The organism is Flavonifractor sp., from assembly GCF_019422385.1.
Classification (GTDB): Bacteria; Bacillota; Clostridia; order Oscillospirales; family Oscillospiraceae; genus Flavonifractor; species Flavonifractor avistercoris.
In genome coordinates this window covers 1-18824 of the sequence record NZ_JAHZDL010000048.1, presented here as the reverse complement: position 1 = coordinate 18824, position 18824 = coordinate 1, and the positions used below count along the sequence as shown (strand labels likewise).

Genomic DNA, 18824 nt, shown 5'->3' with positions numbered 1-18824 from the left:
TTTGTCGGAGCCCGATGGCCGAGTATGTGATGAAGGACTTGGTGAAAAAGGCGGGACTGGAGGACCGGTTCCAGATCGCCTCGGAGGCCACCAGCCGGGAGGAGCTAGGCAATCCGGTCTACCCGCCAGCTCGGCGAAAGCTGGCGGAGCACGATATCGCCTGCGGCGGCCATGCCGCCCGGCAGCTCCGCAACCGCGACTACGAGGAGTACGACCTGCTCATTGGAATGGATCAGGCCAACCTCCGCAACATGTATCGCATCTGCGGCGGCGACTTCAACGACAAGATGCACCTCCTGATGGAATACGCCGGCCACCCGGATCAGGAGGTAGCCGCCCCCTGGTACACTAATGACTTCGACACCGCTTGGCGGGATGTACTGGCCGGTTGCCAAGGGCTGTTTCGAGAATTGACAGGGCACCTCAGCAATGATATCTTAGCATAGAGTAGCATTTGTTTCATATAGCAGTCAAGGAGAAGTGGTGGGAAAAGTATAAGCCAATCTAAGAAAACAACATTTATCACGGTTCAGGATGTGCCGGTAGCCATCATGAGTGTGGATCAGCGCGATTATATCAGCCTTACTGATATGACGAAGGCCCGCACCGATGCAATAAGGGCAGCAGACGTGATAAAAAACTGGCTTCGTGCCTGATCGACATTGGAATTTCTCGGGACTTGGGAGGTCATGTATGGTCAAGGTGCAAAAGAAACCTGCAGTTGTACATCTGACCTCGAGGTAAGGAAAAGGTCTGGAAATGCCGGACAGAAATCGATTGTAGAAAGAACAAAACCTTGCTATAATAAAAGTCATAATAATAGGATAGCATTCAAATAAACCAATACATAAGGAGACGAGGCCAAAGTGTATACCCCTATGACGCTTGGAGAATTGATGGAAGCTCAGGAGGGTGAAGGGATTCAGTTTAAGGAGGCAAAGAACCGTTTTGATTTTGGAGAAGCACTTCGTTGCTGCTGTGCGCTTTCAAACTGTGGCGGGGGAAAACTTGTCTTTGGTATTTCAGATAAACGCCCTAGACAAGTTGTGGGCAGCCAAGCATTTGAACAGCCCGAACGCACACGTAAGGGTTTGATCGATAAGCTGCACATTATGGTTGACTTTCAAGTTTATGAACACGAGGGTAAGCGTGTTTTAGTATTTGAGATAGCAGGTCGACCAGTTGGCCTGCCTGTGCAGGCTGATGGCGTTGCCTGGTGGTACGAAGGAGATAGTCTGATTCCTATGCCAGAAACCATTCGGCGACGTATTTATGCGGAGGCAGGGATCGATTTTTCTGGCACTATTTGCGTCGGGGCAACTCTTGATGATTTAGATCCGTCTGCTGTAGACGAGTTTCGTAACAAATGGGCTGAAAAGAGCGGTAACCGTCGGATAATGAGTCTTTCGCAAGAACAGCTTTTGCGAGACTGTGAAGCCGTTATTGATGAGGACAGAATTACATATGCGGCACTGGCGTTATTTGGTAAACGAACAGCGCTCGGAAAGTTTTTGCCACAAGCTGAAATCGTTTTTGAGTACCGCTCGTCAAATGCCTCTGGCCCAGCAAATCAGAGAGAGGAATTTCGGGTAGGATTTTTTTCTTGCTATAACCGTTTGTGGGAGCTTATTAATCTGCGTAACGATAAGCAACACTATCAGGAAGGTTTTTTTGTTTATGATATTCCAACATTTAACGAACGCGTTGTTCGTGAGGCGATCTTGAATGCAGTGAGTCACCGGAATTATCAAATGGGGGGGAGCGTGTTTATCCGGCAGTACCAAGATCGGCTTGTAGTAGAGAGTCCAGGAGGCTTTCCAAATGGAATTACGATTGAAAATATCCTGGACCGGCAATCGCCACGAAACCGCCGTATTGCTGAAATTTTAGCGCTTTGTGGTCTGGTTGAGCGCTCTGGTCAGGGTATGAACTTGATGTATGAGTGGAGCATTAAGGAGGCAAAACAACTGCCTGATTTCACAGGCACAGATCAAGATTTCGTAAAATTAACTCTAAACGGTATGGTGCTGGACGAAAAAATGTTATCGCTCATTAACCGCATAGGCGATGAGCGGATGGAGTCGTTGACCACTGGCGATTTTTTGGTAATTAACGCAATGTATCATGCAGAAAGCATTCCTCAGAATCTCAGGCAGAACTTAAAACGTTTGGAGAATCTGGGATTAGTAGAGCATATCGGCCGCAACAGATATGTTTTGGTGCGCAGCCTATATGCCGCAGTTGGAAAATCCGGTGTACATACGCGGATCGTTGGTTTGGATCGTGAAACAAACAAGGAACTGCTACTGAAGCACATCCGCGAAAGCGGCGAGTACGGAACGCCATTCAAGGAATTACAACAGGTGTTACCCGGGCAAAGCCGGAATCAGTTACAGGTTCTCATGCGTGAACTTCGGCAGGAAAATCGCGTATATTGTAAGGGAAAAAACCGCGGTGCAAAATGGTTTGCAAATGATTTTGGTTCGAGTACACATAATTAAATACGACTGGAATGCGACTTGGGTTTCATTTCGGTCGCATTCAAAAGCATTTCTTTTCATCCCCATTACAGTAGTTTGGTTTTAAATGCAAGTCTGAAAGCTGGTATCTATAGTGTTGCGATGTTCCATAAAAATAACCACACCGTCAGGTGTGGTTATTTTTATGGATACCGAGAGAGATTTTACATGCTCAGGCGAAATAAAGTTGCCCTGCGCCAAGGTTTTGGCCTTCGGCCAAAACGTTTGTACGGCGCAAAAGCGCCGCCAGCCAGAAGGCCGGTTGGGTGCACTTTCGGAACCGTTCGCAGGATCTGAAAATATCCAGATTGGAGTCCAATTTCAAAAATCCCTGAAAACTTCGGTTTTCGGGGATTTTTTGTTGCAAATAGTTGTTTTGCGGTGTGGCCCCAAATTTCTGCCCCACACCGCGACCCACACGCCGAAACGGCAGGAAAGGACAAACGAGTACCGGACGGGAAGATCTGACTTCCCGCCCGGTTTTTTGCTGCCTTTTACTCTCTTATATGACTTGACCCAGGATGCTGCCCATGGTCTGGGCGGCCTCGTCCTGCTTCTGCCGTGTGGCGTGGGTGTAGGTGCGCAGGGTAAAGCCAGCGTCGTAGTGCCCCAGCATGGAGGACACCGTTTTGACGTCCACACCGTTCTGGAGGGCTGTGGTGGCGAAGGTGTGTCGGAGATCATGGAACCTGATATCCTCCAGTCCGGCGTCCTTCAGGATCTTCTTATGTAGGTTGACGACTGAGTCCGGATGGTACATCTCCCCGGTAAGGGGTGAGGGGAACAGATAGGGGCTGTCCGGGTGCTTCTCATGTTCCTGGAGCAGTAGTTCCACCGCTGCCTGGGGGATGGACACCAGCCGGACGGAGTTCTCCGTCTTGGGCCGGGTCAGTTCCAGGGAGCCGTCCGGGTTGCGGACATACTGCCTGCTCACCGAGATCGTCCTGTTTTGGATGTCCACATCCTCCCACCGCAGGGCCACCAGTTCCCCCTTCCGCAGGCCGCTGGCTAACTCCAGATAGAACATGGGGAGGAGCCCTCGAGCCCTGGCGGCCTCCAGATAGGCGTGGATGTGCTCCGGCGGCAGGATTTTCATGTCCAGCTTCCGGGGCTTGGGCACGATGCAGTCCTCGCTGGGGTTCCGCTGGATCAGCCGCTCCTTTACGGCCCGGTCCAGGGCACAGTGGAGCATCAGGTGAACGCTGCGAACGGTGGTGGTGCTTAACCCCTTGTCCTGGTTCTTTCCGATGTGTATTCTGCCGTCCTCTAATAACTCTTTGTAGAGCTTCTGCAGGTGCCGGGTGGTCAGTTTCTTCAGCTTGACACTCCCGATGCGGGGAATAGTGTAGTGCTCAATGATCAGCTCGTAGCGGTTGGCTGTGGCGGTGCGGACGTTGGGCTTGGCGTAAAGCTCATACCAGGTCCGCAGCCAGGTGGCCACGGTGCAGGCCTAAAAGCGGGTTACATCGATGCCCTTGACCTCCTCCAGTGCCGCCTTGAGCTTCTCCTTGACCTCCGCCTGGGTTTTGCCCAACACATTTCGGATGATCCGCTTCCCGGTCTTGGAGTCATAGCCAGCGGTATATCGCCCCTCCCACCGGCTGTCCTTCCGCTTGCGGATATTCCCTTCGCCGCTGGCCCGTTTCTTTGCCATGGTGATCGCCTTCTTTGCTATGAGCTGGATGTGATGATTTTCTCTGCCGCAGAGGTGGATACAAACTTTGATGTCAATGTCCTGACAGCGTCTAACGGGGTAATTATAGGAGCTTTGGGAGGACATCCGGACACAGCGGCAGGTGCCAAGCTGGCGGTAGATGAACGCCAAGCTGAAAAAGCTGTACACCGGTGCCATGAAGGACCACACTATGTACGTCATCCCCTATCTGGAAATCAAGCGGAAACATGGGGTGAGAAGCAATTTGACTGCGGCGTGTCTCGCGCAGGTTTCTCTCCCATAGGACGTTCCGTTTTGTTCCGCATCACAGGAAGGGTTTGTAGAGCAGTATGCAATCTGCTATAATACAAGCAGTCAAATCGGAGCGGGTTCCTCTGCCCCTCCGGAAAGGGGCGTACAATATGGCGGGAGCCACCTTATATACGGTGATTGTCGCGGACGACGAGGACGAACTGCGGGAGGCAGTCTGCACCATGATTCCATGGGAGGAACTGGGCTTCCGCCTGGCGGGCAGTGCCGGCAATGGGCTGGACGCCCTCCAGCTGGTGGAAAAATACGAGCCGGATCTGCTGCTCACCGACATCCGGATGCCCTTTATCTCGGGCATTGAGCTGGCCAGACAGGTGCGGGAGGTGCGCCCGGCCACCAACATCGCCTTCCTGAGCGGCTATGATGACTTCGCTTACGCCCAGCAGGCCATCCAGTACAACATCATCAGCTACATGCTCAAGCCCCTGACCATCGAGGGCCTGGGAAAGGAGCTGCGCGCCATCCGCCAGAAGATCGATGCCCAGTACGCCCTGTTCCGCAAGTCCGGCCCGGTGGGGGGCGAGCAGAAGGTGCGCGCCGCCGAGGTGATGCCCCTGGTGCTGGACGGCTATGCCGAGCCGGAGCCGGAGGCCCAGCTGGAGGCCTATGCCAGAGAGGTGGGGCTGCTGCGGGATGTGGAGGACAGGCCGTGCTATACCGTAATGGTGTCCACCCTTCTCAGCAGGGAGGGCGCCAACCGCACCACCCCCTCCTTCGCGGCCTCCATTGACCGGCTGGCCGCCAAGTACCTGCGCAGCGTCAGCTTCTTTTCCGGCGGCAAGGTGGTGACGGTGCTGCTGGGCAATCCCTCGGATTTTGAGGAGTATCTGCACATCCTGGCCGACGAGCTTCCCCAGATGGCCCGGCGGGCCCTGGACGGTCGGTGCCGCATGGGAATCAGCCGGATGGTGCGCTCCCTGGCCAGCCTCCACGGGGCCTACCGGGAGGCGGTGGAGGCCCTCCGCCAGGGCGAGCACAGCGGGGAGGGCGCCCAGTTTATCCGGGATCTCTCCCCCGCTGTCCAGGGGGGAGAGCTGCTGTGCCAGCGGGCGCTGGAGCTGCTGGACCAGCGGTACATGGACGCAGACCTTTCCCTGGTGTCCCTGAGCGGGATGCTGGACGTGAGCCCCAACCACCTGAGCGCCTGCATCAAGAAATACGCCGGCGACACCTTTATCAATATCCTGATTCGCCGGCGGATGGAGGCGGGCCGGGAGCTGGTGACCGGCACCGAGCTGAAGCTTCAGGAGATCTCCCGCCGTTGCGGATATACCGACCAGCACTATTTCAGCTACTGCTTCAAAAAATACTGCGGCGAGTCCCCCAACGCCATGCGCCGCCGGCTGAGCGCGGAAAGGACGGGTGAGGGCGCTTGAAGCGGAGATACCGGGGTCTGCCTACCACCACCATCCTGGTGACTGTGGTGGTGAGTGTGGTGGCCATCATCCTGTGCTGCTGCATCCTGCTGTTTCTCAACCGCTACCGCGGCGCCATGGTGCAGAGCGCCCGCACCAGCACTGCCCAGGCGGTGTCCCAGGTGTCCAACACCGTGGGCAGCTATCTCCAGGGTATGGAGCAGGCCATGGACCGGGTGGAGCAGGCCATGGCGGAGGCGCCGGACGACCGGGACAGGCTGCTCTCCGCCTTTCTCCTCTTCCGCCCCGACGTGGTGGCCATCACCAGCTATTCGGAGACCGGGGAGCTGACGGACTGCTGGGCCCTGGAGCGGGAGCCCCGGGATGACATCCTCCAGAACCTCTCTTTTGACCCGGTGCGAGCCATGGCCAGCAACGGAGCCTATCTGACGGCGCCCCATGTGGAGAGCATCTTCGAGAGCTACTATCCATGGGTGGTCACCATGACCGCCCCGCTGGAGACCGGGCGGGATGCCGCCTGGGTCTCCCTGGATCTCAGCTTTTCCAGCATCTCCAGCTACATCAACGATGTGGGCATCGGCCAGCGGGGCTACTGCTTCCTGATGGGCGGGGACGGTACCATCGTCTACCACCCCCAGCAGCGCCTGCTCTACGCGGGGCTGAAGTCGGAGGACACCTCCGGCCTGGCGGCCCTGGCCGACGGCACCTACGCCGACGACACGGTGATCTACTCCCTGTCCAGCGTGCAGGGGGGCGCGTGGCGGGTGGTGGGTGTCAGCTATGTGGACGAGCTGGTCAACCAGAATATGCGGGCCATGCTCCGGCTCTCCGTGGCCATGGCGGCGGTGATCCTGGCGGCGGCCCTGCTGACCAGCTGGCTCCTCTCCCGGCTGCTGGGCCGCCCCCTGCGGGGACTGGCCGCCGCCATGGAGCGGTTCGAGCGGGATGCCGACCGCTTCGCCTACCGCCCGGTGGGGGGCACCCGGGAGGTGCGGGAGCTGTCCAACTCCTTCGGCCACATGGTGGTGCGCATCCAGCGGCTCATGTCCACCGTGCGGGAGGAGGAGGTCAACCTGCGCAAGACGGAGCTGAAGGCGCTTCAGGCCCAGATCAATCCCCACTTCCTCTATAACACGCTGGACTCCATCGCCTGGATGTGCGAGCAGGGCCGCAGCGCCGAGGCGGTCAGCATGGTGCACGCCCTGGCCCGGCTGTTCCGCATCAGCATCAGCAAGGGCCACGAGCTCATCCCCATAGCCAAGGAGATTGAGCACGCCGAGAGCTACCTCCAGATCCAGAAGTACCGCTACAAAAACCGCTTTACCTATGAGTTCCGGGTGGAGCCGGACTGCCTGGACTACTACTGCAACAAGATCACCCTCCAGCCCATTCTGGAGAACGCCATCAACCACGGGCTGGAGCTGATGGTGGACGAGGGGCACATCACCGTGGAGATCTGCCAGGAGGGGGACGCCATCCTCTTCCGGGTGGAGGACAACGGGGTGGGGATGAGCCAGGAGCAGGTGAACGCCATCCTGACCCGCGCCCCCGGGGAGAACGCGGGCATCGGCATCCGGAACGTGGATGAGCGGCTGAAGATCTACTTCGGCAGCCAGTACGGGCTGCATATCACCAGCGAGCCGGACGTGGGTACCTGTGTGGAGATCCGGATGCCCAAGGTAAGGGGGGACGAGCATGGGCAGAACTGAACGGGCCGCCGTGGGCCTTGCGGCGGGGCTGCTGCTCCTGAGCGCCTGCGGGGCAAACACGCCGCCGGCCCCCCTCCACTCGGTGACGCTGGTGGCCAAATCCACCCAGACGGAGTTCTGGCTGTCCGTCTTTGCCGGGGCGGAGGCCGCCGCCGCCGAGTACAACCTGGAGCTCACCACCGTGGGGCCGGAGACGGAGGAGGACTACGAGACGCAGAATGAGATGATCGCCCGGGCGGTGGAGGCGGGGACGGAGGCCCTGGTCTTTTCCGCCATCGACTTTGAAAAGAACGCCCCCGCCGTGGATGCCGCCGCCCAGGCAGGCGTCCGCATCGTGTCCATCGACAGCGGTGTGGACTCCAGCCAGGTGAGCACCTATATCGGCACCGACAACTACGCCGCCGGACAGATGGCAGCCCAGGCGGCCCTGGAGCAGGTGGAGGGCCCCCTGTCCGTGGGGCTGGTCAACTACGACGAGGGCACCGCCAACGGCCAGGAGCGGGAGCGGGGCGTGCTGGACGCCCTGGCCCGGTGCGGCCGGGCCAGCGTGGCCGCCGAGATCACCACCCTGGTGGACGCCGAGCAGGCCCGGGAGGACACCGCCGCCCTGCTGGCCGGGCACCCGGACATCAACGTCCTGGTGGCCTTCAACGAGCCCACCAGCGTTGGGGCCGCCCAGGCGGTGGAGGAGCTGGGGCTGGAGGAGCAGGTGTTCCTGGTGGGGTTTGACTCCAATGTGGCCACCATCGAGGGCCTCCAGACCGGGAGCGTGGACGCCCTCGTGGTTCAGAACCCCTATGCCATGGGCTATCTGGGGGTGGAGAGCGCCTACCGGCTCCTCACCGGGCAGGCGGAGGAGCTGGCCCCCATGGTGGACACCTCCACCCAGATCGTTTATCGGAGCAACCTGTTTTCTTTGGACAGCCAAAAGGCGCTCTTCGCCTTCGGATAGTCCTATTGTTGGTCATTATGCCAGATATTTTGTGCAATTTTTTGATAAATCATACAAGTTGAATGAAAATTTGCCCGTGGTTCCGTGTTTTTTCCCCTTGTTTTTTGGTTAGCAGTGCCTTAAGATAAAAATGTAGCGTGCAGGGAACAAAGGAACCCTGCGGAACTTTGGGAAAAGGAGAATTGTCATGAAAAAGATTCTTGCACTGTCTCTGGCTGCTGCCATGACGCTGGGCCTGGCCGCCTGCGGCGGCGGCACCACCACCGCCGAGAGCAGCACCCCGCCCGCCGGCGAGACCACCCCTGCCACCGGCGCCCCCTCCGCCGAGGTCACCAACGCCCAGAAGCCCCTGGTGTGGTTCAACCGCCAGCCCTCCAACAGCACCACCGGCGAGCTGGACATGGCCGCTCTGAGCTTCAACGAGGACACCTACTACGTGGGCTTCGACGCCAACCAGGGCGCCGAGCTGCAGGGCCAGATGGTCCTGGAGTACATCCAGAACAACATTGACGGCCTGGACCGCAACGGCGACGGCATCATCGGCTACGTGCTGGCCGTGGGCGACATCGGCCACAACGACTCCATCGCCCGTACCCGCGGCGTGCGCTCCGCTCTGGGCACCGCCGTGGAAGTGGACGGCAACGTGGACTCCACCCCCGTGGGCACCAACCTGGACGGCACCTCCACCTACGTGCAGGACGGCTCCATCGACGTGGGCGGCACCACCTATACCATCCGTGAGCTGGCCTCTCAGGAGATGAAGAACTCTGCCGGCGCCACCTGGGACGCCGCCACCGCCGGCAACGCCATCAACACCTGGTCCGCCTCCTTCGGCGATCAGATCGACATTGTGGTCTCCAACAACGACGGCATGGGCATGGCCATGTTCAACGCCTGGTCCCAGGCCAACAGCGTCCCCACCTTCGGCTATGACGCCAACGCCGACGCGGTGGCCGCCATTGCCAACGGCTACGGCGGAACCATCAGCCAGCACGCCGATGTGCAGGCCTACCTGACCCTGCGGGTGCTGCGCAACGCCCTGGACGGCGTGGACGTGGACACCGGCATCGGCACCGAGGACGACGCGGGCAACGTGCTCGGCGACGACGTGTACTACTATGACGAGGCCAGCCGCTCCTACTACGCTCTGAACGTGGCCGTCACCGAGGACAACTACCAGGACTTCCTGGACTCCACCGTGGTGTACGCCCCCGTGTCCAACCAGCTGGACGCCTCCGCCCACCCCGAGAAGAAGGTGTGGCTGAACATCTACAACGCCGCGGATAACTTCCTGTCCGCCACCTATCAGCCCCTGCTGCAGAACTACGACGATCTGCTGAACCTGAACGTGGAGTACATCGGCGGCGACGGCCAGACCGAGGGCAACATCACCAACCGCCTGACCAACCTGGACAGCTATGACGCCTTTGCCATCAATATGGTGAAGACCGATAACGCCGCTTCCTACACCACCATTCTCAGCCAGTAATGGCTCTGGGAAACGAGGCGGGACGCCTCACAACTGTGACATGACAGACCGCCGTTAGGGAGAAGGATCTCTTCCCGGGGGAGCACGGCGCTCCCCTGGGAAGAGACTCTCCCTAATGGTGTATCTGAAAAGCCCCGGCCTCCGCCCCGGCTTTTCAGATGCACCATGGCGGCGGGCTGCAAAAATTCCCGGCAGAATCAGGGGTTTCGCTGAAACTGCTAAAGGAGCATCAAACATGGCAGACGCGAAAGACGATATTGTCCTGTCGATCCGCGGCATGTGCAAGTCCTTCGGGCGCAACCGGGTGCTTGACCACATTAACCTGGACGTGAAGCGCGGAACTGTTATGGGACTTATGGGTGAGAACGGCGCCGGCAAGTCCACCATGATGAAGTGCCTGTTCGGTACTTATCAGAAGGACGAGGGAAAGGTATTCCTGAACGGCAAGGAGATCAGCTTCTCGGGGCCCAAGGACGCCCTGGAGAACGGGATCGCCATGGTCCACCAAGAGCTGAACCAGTGCCTGGAGCGCAATGTCACCGACAACCTGTTCCTGGGCCGCTACCCCACCAACTCCGCTGGCGTGGTGGACGAAGGGAGCATGAAGAAGAAGGCAGCCGAGCTTTTCCGCAAGCTGGGCATGACGGTGAACCTGTCCCAGCCCATGCGGAATATGTCGGTCTCCCAGCGGCAGATGTGTGAGATAGCCAAGGCCATCTCCTATGACGCCAAGGTCATTGTCCTGGACGAGCCCACTTCCTCCCTCACCGTGCAGGAGGTGGCCAAGCTCTTTGAGATGATGCGCATGCTGAAAGAGCAGGGCATTGCCCTTATCTACATCTCCCACAAGATGGACGAGATCTTTGAGATCTGCGACGAGATCTCGGTGCTCCGGGACGGCAACCTGGTCATGACCAAGGCCGCCCGGGACACCAATATGAACGAGCTGATCGCCGCCATGGTGGGCCGTTCTCTGGAGAGCCGCTTCCCGCCGGTGGACAACACCCCCGGTGACACCATCCTGTCCATCCAGCATTTGTCCACCAAGTACGCCCCTCATCTCCAGGACATCACCTTCGACGTGAGGGAGGGCGAGATTTTCGGCCTGTACGGCCTGGTGGGCGCCGGACGCACCGAGCTTTTGGAAACCATCTTCGGCGTGCGCACCCGTGCGGCGGGACGGGTCTATTTCAAAAACCGCCTGATGAATTTCGACAATGCCAAACAGGCCATTGAGCACGGATTTGCCCTTATTACAGAGGAGCGCAAGGCCAACGGTCTGTTCCTCAAGTGCGACCTCACCTTCAACACCACCATCGCCAACCTGGATCAGTACAAGGTGGGGATGGCCCTGTCCACCCCCAAGATGGTGAAGGCCACCAACAAGGAGATCAAGACCATGCACACCAAGTGCATGGGCCCCGACGACATGATCACCAGCCTGTCCGGCGGCAACCAGCAGAAGGTGATCTTCGGTAAGTGGCTGGAGCGGACTCCCCAGGTATTCATGATGGACGAACCCACCCGCGGCATTGACGTAGGCGCCAAATATGAGATTTACGAGTTGATCATTCAGATGGCCAAGCAGGGCAAGACCGTTATCGTGGTCTCCTCGGAAATGCCCGAGATTCTCGGCATTACCAACCGCATTGGCGTGATGTCCAACGGCCGCCTGTCCGGCATCGTAAACACCAGGGAGACCAACCAGGAAGAGCTGTTGCGCCTGAGCGCGAAATACCTATGAGAGGTGAGATCGCATGGTAGCGGATAATACAAAGATCCTGACCGCGGAGCAGGAAGAGCAGCTCCGCGCGCCCATTGATGAATTTGTGGGCGGCATCCAGCAGAAAATTGACGCCCTCCGAGCCGACGGAACCGATAAGGTGCTGGAGTACCAGAGCGCCCTGGAGGATCTGAAGCGGGACCGCATCTATACCGCCGAGGAGAAGGCCCAAAAGCGGGCGGAGTATGCCAAGGCACTGGAGAAGGCCAAGGCGGTGGAGGCCCAGAACAAGGCCCAGATTTCCCAGCTTATCAGCCAGGCTGAGGCCTATCTGAAGGAGCACTACGACAAGGACTATTACCAGGCAGTGGAGGCCAGCGCCAAGGTGGAGGCCGCCGCCGCTCAGGAGCGGTACCAGAAATCGGTGGCCCAGCTGAACAAGGAGCACCAGGAAACCCTGGCCAAGCTCACCGACCAGGGGGAGATCAAGGACGAAAAATACGTCCAGAAAAACCGCCTGTTCGACGCCAAGATGAAGCTGGCCCAGGACATCCAGGAGACCAAGGACCGCCGGCACGCGGCTTTCGACCACAAGTACCATCTCATCGATATGCTGCGCATGTCCAAGTTTACCTTCGGCGAGACCATGGCACAGCGGGTGGAGAACTACAAGTACACCTTCAACCGCCGGGACTTCCTGCTGCGCAACGGCCTGTACATCGCCATCATCGTCATCTTCGCCGCCCTGTGCGTCATCACCCCCGTGGTGAAGGGCACTCCGTTGCTGACAGCCAGCAACATCCTGAACATCCTGTCCCAGGCCTCTCCCCGTATGTTCCTGGCGCTGGGCGTGGCCGGGCTGATTCTGTTGGCCGGTACGGATTTGTCCATCGGCCGCATGGTGGGTATGGGCATGACGGCGGCCACCATCGTCATGCACAACGGTCCCAATACCGGCGGTGTGTTCGGACATGTGTTTGATTTCTCCGGACTGCCTGTACTGGTGCGGGTGTTCCTGGCCCTGGTGGTATGTGTTGTGCTGTGCACGGTGTTTACCACCATCGCTGGCTTCTTCACCGCCAAGTTCAAAATGCACCCCTTCATCTCCACCATGGCCACCATGCTGGTGATCTTCGGCCTGGTGACCTATTCCACCAAGGGCACCTCCTTCGGCGCCATTGACAGCACCATCCCCAATATGATCATTCCCCGCATCAAGGTGCTTGGAAACTTCCCCACCATCATCCTGTGGGCGGTGGCCGCAGTGATCGTGGTGTGGTTCATCTGGAACAAGACCACCTTCGGCAAGAATCTCTACGCCGTGGGCGGAAACCCTGAGGCGGCCTCCGTCTCCGGCATCTCTGTGTTCTGGGTCACCGTGGGCGCTTTCGTCATGGCCGGCGTGCTGTATGGCTTCGGTTCCTGGCTGGAGTGCATCCGCATGATGGGTTCCGGCTCCGCGGCTTATGGCCAGGGCTGGGAGATGGACGCCATCGCGGCCTGTGTAGTGGGCGGCGTCTCCTTCACTGGCGGTATCGGCAAGATCTCCGGCTGTGTGGTGGGCGTGTTCATCTTTACCGCCCTGACCTACTCCCTCACGGTTCTGGGCATTGACGCCAATCTGCAGTTCGTGTTCTCCGGCATCATCATTCTAGTGGCCGTGATGCTGGACTGCCTGAAGTACGTCCAGAAGAAGTAATTTTCTCCATACCGATCCCAAAAGCCGCTGTAGAGCAGACATGGGCATCCGCCTGCTTTGCAGCGGCTTCCTTTGAGAAACCTGCCGCCCTCCGCGGCGGCACGACCAAAAAGTATGCCCGGCTGTCCGCCGGCGCAAAAAGGAGAGCGAGTTCTATGCAGGAACTGGGCGCTGTACGAAAAGCGCTGGGGGCCGGGGAGCTGGACGCGGCCCTGGCCCGCCTGATGTGCGGGGATCCCGCGCCCGGCCGGCAGCGGGTATCCCGGCTGCTGGACGGCTTCCGCCAGACCTTTGGCGCGGGGGAGGACACCCCCGTCACAATCTGCTCCGCCCCGGGCCGGACGGAGATCTGCGGCAACCACACCGACCACCAGCACGGACGGGTGCTGGCCGCGGCGGTAAATCTGGACTTTCTGGCCTGCGCCGCCCCCAACGGCACCGACACCATCCGCTTCCAGTCCGAGGGCTGGCCCCTGGTGGAGGTGAAACTGGACACTCTGGAGCCCCTGGAGGGGGAGAAGGAGTCCACCGCCGCCCTGGTGCGGGGCATGGCGGCCCAGGCCATCCGGAGGGGCTATCCGGTGTCCGGCTTTGATGCCTACGCCATGTCCGACGTGCTGCCCGGCTCCGGCCTGTCCTCCTCGGCGGCCTGCGAGGTGCTGCTGGGCGTCATCGAGAACCACCTGTTCTGCCGGGAGGAGCTGACCGCCGTAGAGCTCGCCCAGATGGGCCAGAAGGCGGAGAACGGCTACTTCGGGAAACAGAGCGGCCTGATGGATCAGACCGCCTCCTCGGTGGGGGGCGCGGTGGCCATCGACTTTGCCGATCCGGCGGAGCCTGTGGTGCGCTCCGTGTCGGTGGATCTGAACGCCCTGGGCTATGCCCTGTGCATTGTGGACTCGGGGGCCAGCCACGCCTCCCTCACCGGCGAGTATGACTCCATCCCCCAGGAGATGAGGGCGGCGGCCGCCTTCTTCGGCAAGACCGTGCTGCGGGAGGTGGACGAGGCCCAGGTGCTGGCCAACCTGCCCGCCCTGCGCAAAGCCGCGGGGGATCGGGCGGTGCTCCGTACCCTCCACTTCTACGCGGACGACCGGCGGGTGCAGGGGGAGGCCGACGCCCTGGAGCGGGGGGACATGGACGCGTTCCTCGCCCTGGTCAATGCGTCCGGCCGCTCCTCCTGGGAGCAGCTCCAGGACATCACCCCCACCGGCGCGGTGGGAGAGCAGGCCATGGCCGTGGCCCTGACCATGGCGGAGCGGGCCCTGGAGGGCCGGGGCGCCTGCCGGATCCACGGCGGCGGCTTTGCCGGCACCCTGCAGGCGTTCGTCCCCCTGGATCACCTGGAGACTTTCCGGGCCCGGATGGAGGAGGCCCTGGGGGCGGGCTGCTGCCACGTGCTGTCCATCCGGCCGGTGGGCGGCACTGTACTCCTGCCGTAATCCCATTTGATACGCAACTGGAAAGGAGCTATGCAATATGGCGATTCTTGTTTTGGGCGGGGCCGGGTATATCGGCTCCCACACGGTATACGAGCTCATCGACGCGGGCCGGGATGTGGTGGTGGCCGACAACCTCCAGACCGGCTTCCGGGCCGCCGTCCACCCCAAGGCCCGGTTCTATCAACTGGACATCCGGGACAAGGGGGCCCTGGACACCCTGTTCCAGGCGGAGGACATCGAGGGCGTGATCCACTTCGCCGCCTCCTCCCAGGTGGGGGAGTCCATGTCCGATCCGCTGAAGTACTATGACAACAACCTCCACGGCACCATGGTGCTTCTGAAATCCATGGTGGAGCACGGGGTGGATAAGATCGTCTTCTCCTCCACCGCCGCCACCTACGGCGAGCCGGAGCGGGTGCCCATTCTGGAGACCGACCGCACCCAGCCCACCAACTGCTACGGCGAGACCAAGCTGTCCATGGAGCACATGATGAGCTGGGTGTCCCGGGCCCACGGGCTGAAATACGTGGCCCTGCGGTACTTCAACGCCTGCGGCGCCCACCCCTCCGGCACCATCGGCGAGGCCCACGACCCCGAGACCCACCTGATCCCCATCATCCTCCAGGTGCCCAACGGCCAGCGGGAGGCGGTGAGCGTCTTCGGCGATGACTACCCCACCGCCGACGGCACCTGTATCCGGGACTATATCCACGTCACCGACCTGGCCCAGGCCCACATCCTGGCCCTGGACTACCTGCTGAAGGGCGGGGAGAACAACGTGTTCAACTTGGGCAACGGGGTGGGCTTCTCCGTCAAGGAGGTCATCGACGTGGCCCGGGAAGTCACCGGCCACCCCATCCCCGCCGTGATCTCCCCCCGCCGGGCGGGCGACCCGGCCCAGCTCATCGCCTCCTCCCAGAAGGCCATCGACGTGCTGGGGTGGCAGCCCCGGTACAACGATCTGAACACCATCATCGCCACCGCCTGGGCCTGGCACAGGAGCCACCCCCACGGCTTTGAGGAGGGCTGACCATGGAGCGCAGCGAGGCCATCCGGGCGCTGGTGCGCTATGCCCTGGACAGGGGACTGATCCAGCCGTCGGAGGAGATGTGGGCGGTGAACGCCCTGCTGGAGGCCCTGTCCCTGGACAGCTATACCCCGCCGGAGGGAGAGCCGACGGCAGAGGAGGACCTGCCCGCCATCCTGGATGCGCTGGTGGACGACGCCTACGCCCGGGGCGTGCTGGCGGAGAACTCCATCGTCTACCGGGATCTGTTTGACACCAAGCTCATGGGGGTTCTCACCCCCCGGCCCGCCCAGGTGATCGAAAAATTCCAGGCACTTTATGCCCGGAGCCCCCGGGCGGCCACCGACTGGTACTATCAGTTCAGCCAGGACACCAACTATATCCGCCGGGACCGCATCGCCAGGGATGTGCAGTGGAAGGCCCCCACCCAGTACGGGGAGCTGGACATCACCATCAACCTGTCCAAGCCGGAGAAGGATCCCAAGGCCATCGCGGCGGCCCGCAACCTGCCCGCCTCCGCCTATCCCCGGTGCCAGCTGTGCGCCGAGAACGAGGGCTACGCCGGCCGGGTCAACCACCCCGCCCGGCAGAACCACCGCATCGTGCCCATCACCATCAACGGCTCCCCGTGGTACCTCCAGTACTCCCCCTATGTGTACTACAACGAGCACTGCATCTGCCTGAACAAGGTGCACACCCCCATGAAGATCGACCGGGCCTGCTTTGCCAAGCTGCTGGACTTCGTGGGGCAGTTCCCCCACTACTTCGTGGGCTCCAACGCCGATCTGCCCATCGTGGGCGGCTCCATCCTGGCCCACGACCACTTCCAGGGCGGCCGGTACACCTTTGCCATGGAGAGGGCCCCGGTGGAGACCCCCTTCGCCTTCCCCGGCTTTGAGGACGTGCGGGCCGGCATCGTCAAGTGGCCCATGTCGGTGGTGCGCCTCACCGCCGCCGACCCGGCCCGGCTCATCGACCTGGCGGACAGGATCCTCACCTCCTGGCGGGGCTACACCGACGAGAGCGCCACGATCCTGGCCGAGACGGACGGGGAGCCCCACAACACCATCACCCCCATCGCCCGGCGGCGGGGGACGGACTACGAGCTGGATCTGGTGCTGCGCAACAACCTGACCACCGAGGAGCACCCCCTGGGCCTCTACCACCCCCACGCGGAGCTCCACCATATCAAGAAGGAGAACATCGGCCTCATCGAGGTGATGGGCCTGGCCGTCCTCCCCGCCCGCCTCAAAACGGAGCTGGCGGCGGTGGCGGACAAGCTGGTGAAGGGGGAGGATCTCCGGGCCGACCCCCTGACCGAGGCCCACGCCGACTGGGCGGAGGGGTTTGCCCCCAGCTATACCATCACGGCGGACAACGCCCTGGATATCGTGTACAAGGAGACCGGCCTGGTGTTCGCCAAAGTGCTGGAGCACGCCGGCGTGTACGCCCGCACGCCCGAGGGGCAGGACGCATTCCTCCGCTTCTTAAGGCAGGTGTAGGCCATGACGGAAGTGACGAAAGCATCCTTCGGGGCCACACCGGACGGGCGCCTGGTGGACGTCTGGACGCTCCGGGCGGGGGGCTATGCCGCCCAGGTGCTCACCTACGGCGGCATCCTCCGTTCCCTCACCGTCCCCGCCCCCGGCGGCAGCCGGGACATCGTCCTGGGCTGTGAGACCCTGGAGGACTATGAGAAGCAGGACAAGTACCTGGGGGCCCTGGTGGGCCGGGTGGCCAACCGCATCGGCGGGGCCGCCTTTGAGCTGAACGGAAAGTCCTATCCCCTGGCCGCCAACAGCGGGCCCAACTGCCTCCACGGCGGCGTCCGGGGCTTCAACCAGGCGGTATGGCAGGCCCGGGAGGTGGACGGCTCCCTGGTGCTCACCCACGTGAGCCCGGACGGGGACGAGGGCTTCCCCGGTGCCCTGGAGGTGCGGGTGACCTACTCCCTCACCGCCGACGGTGTGCTGAGGCTGGACTACTGGGCCAAAAGCGACGCCGACACCCTGTGCAATCTCACCAACCACAGCTACTTCAACCTGCTGGGCCATGACGCCGGCACCCTGGTGGGCCAGCAGGTGGAGATCTTCGCCGACGCCATCACTCAGACCGATGAAAACAGCACCCCCACCGGCGCTCTGCTGCCGGTGGAGGGCACCCCCTTTGACCTGCGCAGGCCCCGGGATTTCCTGGAGGGCCTGGCCATGGATCACCCCCAGCTGGCCCTGGGCAACGGCTACGACCACAACTTTGCCCTCCACACCGCCCCCGTCTCCCCCCTGTCCCTGGCGGCCCGGGTGTCCGGCGGCGGGCTGGTGCTGGAGTGCCTTACCACCCAGCCCGGCCTCCAGCTCTACACCGCCAACTACCTGGACGGCACCCCCGGCAAGGGCGGGGCCTCCTATGGCCCCCGGTCGGCCTTCTGTCTGGAGACCCAGAGCTGGCCCGACGCGATTCACCACGCCAGCTTCCCCTCCCCGGTGCTCCGGGCGGGGGAGCTCTACCGCCACACCACCGTCTACCGGGTGAGTATGTGCCCGCCCCTGCCGTAGGCGGTGACGATGTCCTGGCTGGCCGCCCAGCGGATGCCATCTGTGTACGCAGGCAGTGTCCTGGGGAGAATTGCTGCTGTACCTGGTCCGGTTCGGAGGCCTGCCTGCGGGTTATAAGAACATTCAAGCGGCCCCAGAGGGCCGGATACGGGGGCACAGGAGTCCGTGCGGTCAGAGTTCCAGTTTTTCCCGCTGCAAGGGGACACAGGCTTAGGGCTTGTTTGAAACATGTCAACATGCCCAATCGGCGGATCTTTTGTCCCCTGGACGGCACAATTTTTCCTTGAAATCCGCCAGGATTCCTGCGAAAAAATTGCTTGCCAGCGGCCCCAAATCCCTCGCCGCTGGG

Annotated in this window: 14 protein-coding genes and 1 pseudogene; 13 read left to right on the top strand and 2 right to left on the bottom strand. The window is 61.2% G+C overall.

The genetic code is table 11. From position 1 onward, the window contains the following. Positions 1–446: low molecular weight protein-tyrosine-phosphatase (locus QZ378_RS07770; RefSeq protein ID WP_366935155.1), on the top strand; the 446-nt coding region annotated here is incomplete at its 5' end. 420 nt (positions 447–866) lie between these two features. After that, complete coding sequence (locus QZ378_RS07765; RefSeq protein WP_024724833.1) at positions 867–2501, top strand: ATP-binding protein; 1635 nt, start codon at positions 867–869, stop codon at positions 2499–2501. Positions 2502–3021: 520 nt separating this feature from the next. On the opposite strand, the gene QZ378_RS07760 is transcribed toward QZ378_RS07765, so the two are convergent. Continuing rightward, positions 3022–3960 (bottom strand): site-specific integrase, encoded by a 939-nt coding sequence (locus QZ378_RS07760; RefSeq protein ID WP_366935154.1) that lies wholly within the window; start codon positions 3958–3960, stop codon positions 3022–3024. A 9-nt stretch (positions 3961–3969) separates the two neighbouring features. Next, positions 3970–4173 carry a hypothetical protein gene (locus QZ378_RS12970; RefSeq protein WP_366935156.1) on the bottom strand — a complete coding sequence of 68 codons (204 nt, stop codon included), beginning with the start codon at positions 4171–4173 and terminating at the stop codon, positions 3970–3972. Positions 4174–4197: 24 nt separating this feature from the next. Here QZ378_RS12970 and QZ378_RS07755 point away from each other — a divergent pair. From QZ378_RS07755 to QZ378_RS07705, 11 genes and pseudogenes are all read left to right on the top strand, one after another. Then, positions 4198–4332: pseudogene (locus tag QZ378_RS07755) on the top strand (citrate lyase subunit alpha); the annotation flags it as partial. 263 nt (positions 4333–4595) lie between these two features. Further along, complete coding sequence (locus QZ378_RS07750; RefSeq protein WP_291257873.1) at positions 4596–5879, top strand: response regulator; 1284 nt, start codon at positions 4596–4598, stop codon at positions 5877–5879. Beyond that, the gene (locus tag QZ378_RS07745; RefSeq protein WP_291257872.1) at positions 5876–7588 is read left to right on the top strand and encodes a sensor histidine kinase; all 1713 of its coding nucleotides are present in this window, start codon (positions 5876–5878) and stop codon (positions 7586–7588) included. Before QZ378_RS07750 ends, QZ378_RS07745 begins: the two co-directional genes overlap by 4 nt. Then, a complete protein-coding gene (locus tag QZ378_RS07740) occupies positions 7575–8540 on the top strand; it encodes a substrate-binding domain-containing protein (protein ID WP_291257871.1) in 966 nt (321 codons plus the stop codon). The genes QZ378_RS07745 and QZ378_RS07740 overlap by 14 nt, the downstream gene beginning before the upstream one ends. Before the next feature lie 187 nt (positions 8541–8727). Next, a complete protein-coding gene (locus QZ378_RS07735; RefSeq protein WP_291257870.1) occupies positions 8728–10029 on the top strand; it encodes a substrate-binding domain-containing protein in 1302 nt (433 codons plus the stop codon). A 235-nt stretch (positions 10030–10264) separates the two neighbouring features. Beyond that, complete coding sequence (locus QZ378_RS07730) at positions 10265–11773, top strand: sugar ABC transporter ATP-binding protein (RefSeq protein ID WP_291257869.1); 1509 nt, start codon at positions 10265–10267, stop codon at positions 11771–11773. Positions 11774–11786: 13 nt separating this feature from the next. After that, positions 11787–13451, top strand: coding sequence for a galactoside ABC transporter permease (locus QZ378_RS07725; RefSeq protein ID WP_191379577.1), 1665 nt, complete (start codon positions 11787–11789; stop codon positions 13449–13451). 155 nt (positions 13452–13606) lie between these two features. Beyond that, positions 13607–14893: a galactokinase family protein gene (locus tag QZ378_RS07720; protein ID WP_291257868.1), complete on the top strand. Its 1287-nt coding sequence runs from the start codon at positions 13607–13609 to the stop codon at positions 14891–14893. Between the two features lie 37 nt (positions 14894–14930). Further along, on the top strand, positions 14931–15923 hold the full coding sequence (gene galE / locus QZ378_RS07715; RefSeq protein ID WP_291257867.1) for a UDP-glucose 4-epimerase GalE: 993 nt from the start codon (positions 14931–14933) through the stop codon (positions 15921–15923). Between the two features lie 2 nt (positions 15924–15925). Continuing rightward, the gene (gene galT, locus QZ378_RS07710; protein ID WP_291257866.1) at positions 15926–17422 is read left to right on the top strand and encodes a UDP-glucose--hexose-1-phosphate uridylyltransferase; all 1497 of its coding nucleotides are present in this window, start codon (positions 15926–15928) and stop codon (positions 17420–17422) included. A gap of 3 nt (positions 17423–17425) precedes the next feature. Continuing rightward, positions 17426–18475, top strand: a complete 1050-nt coding sequence (locus QZ378_RS07705) for an aldose epimerase family protein (RefSeq protein WP_291257865.1) — start codon at positions 17426–17428, stop codon at positions 18473–18475. Positions 18476–18824: the final 349 nt, after the last annotated feature.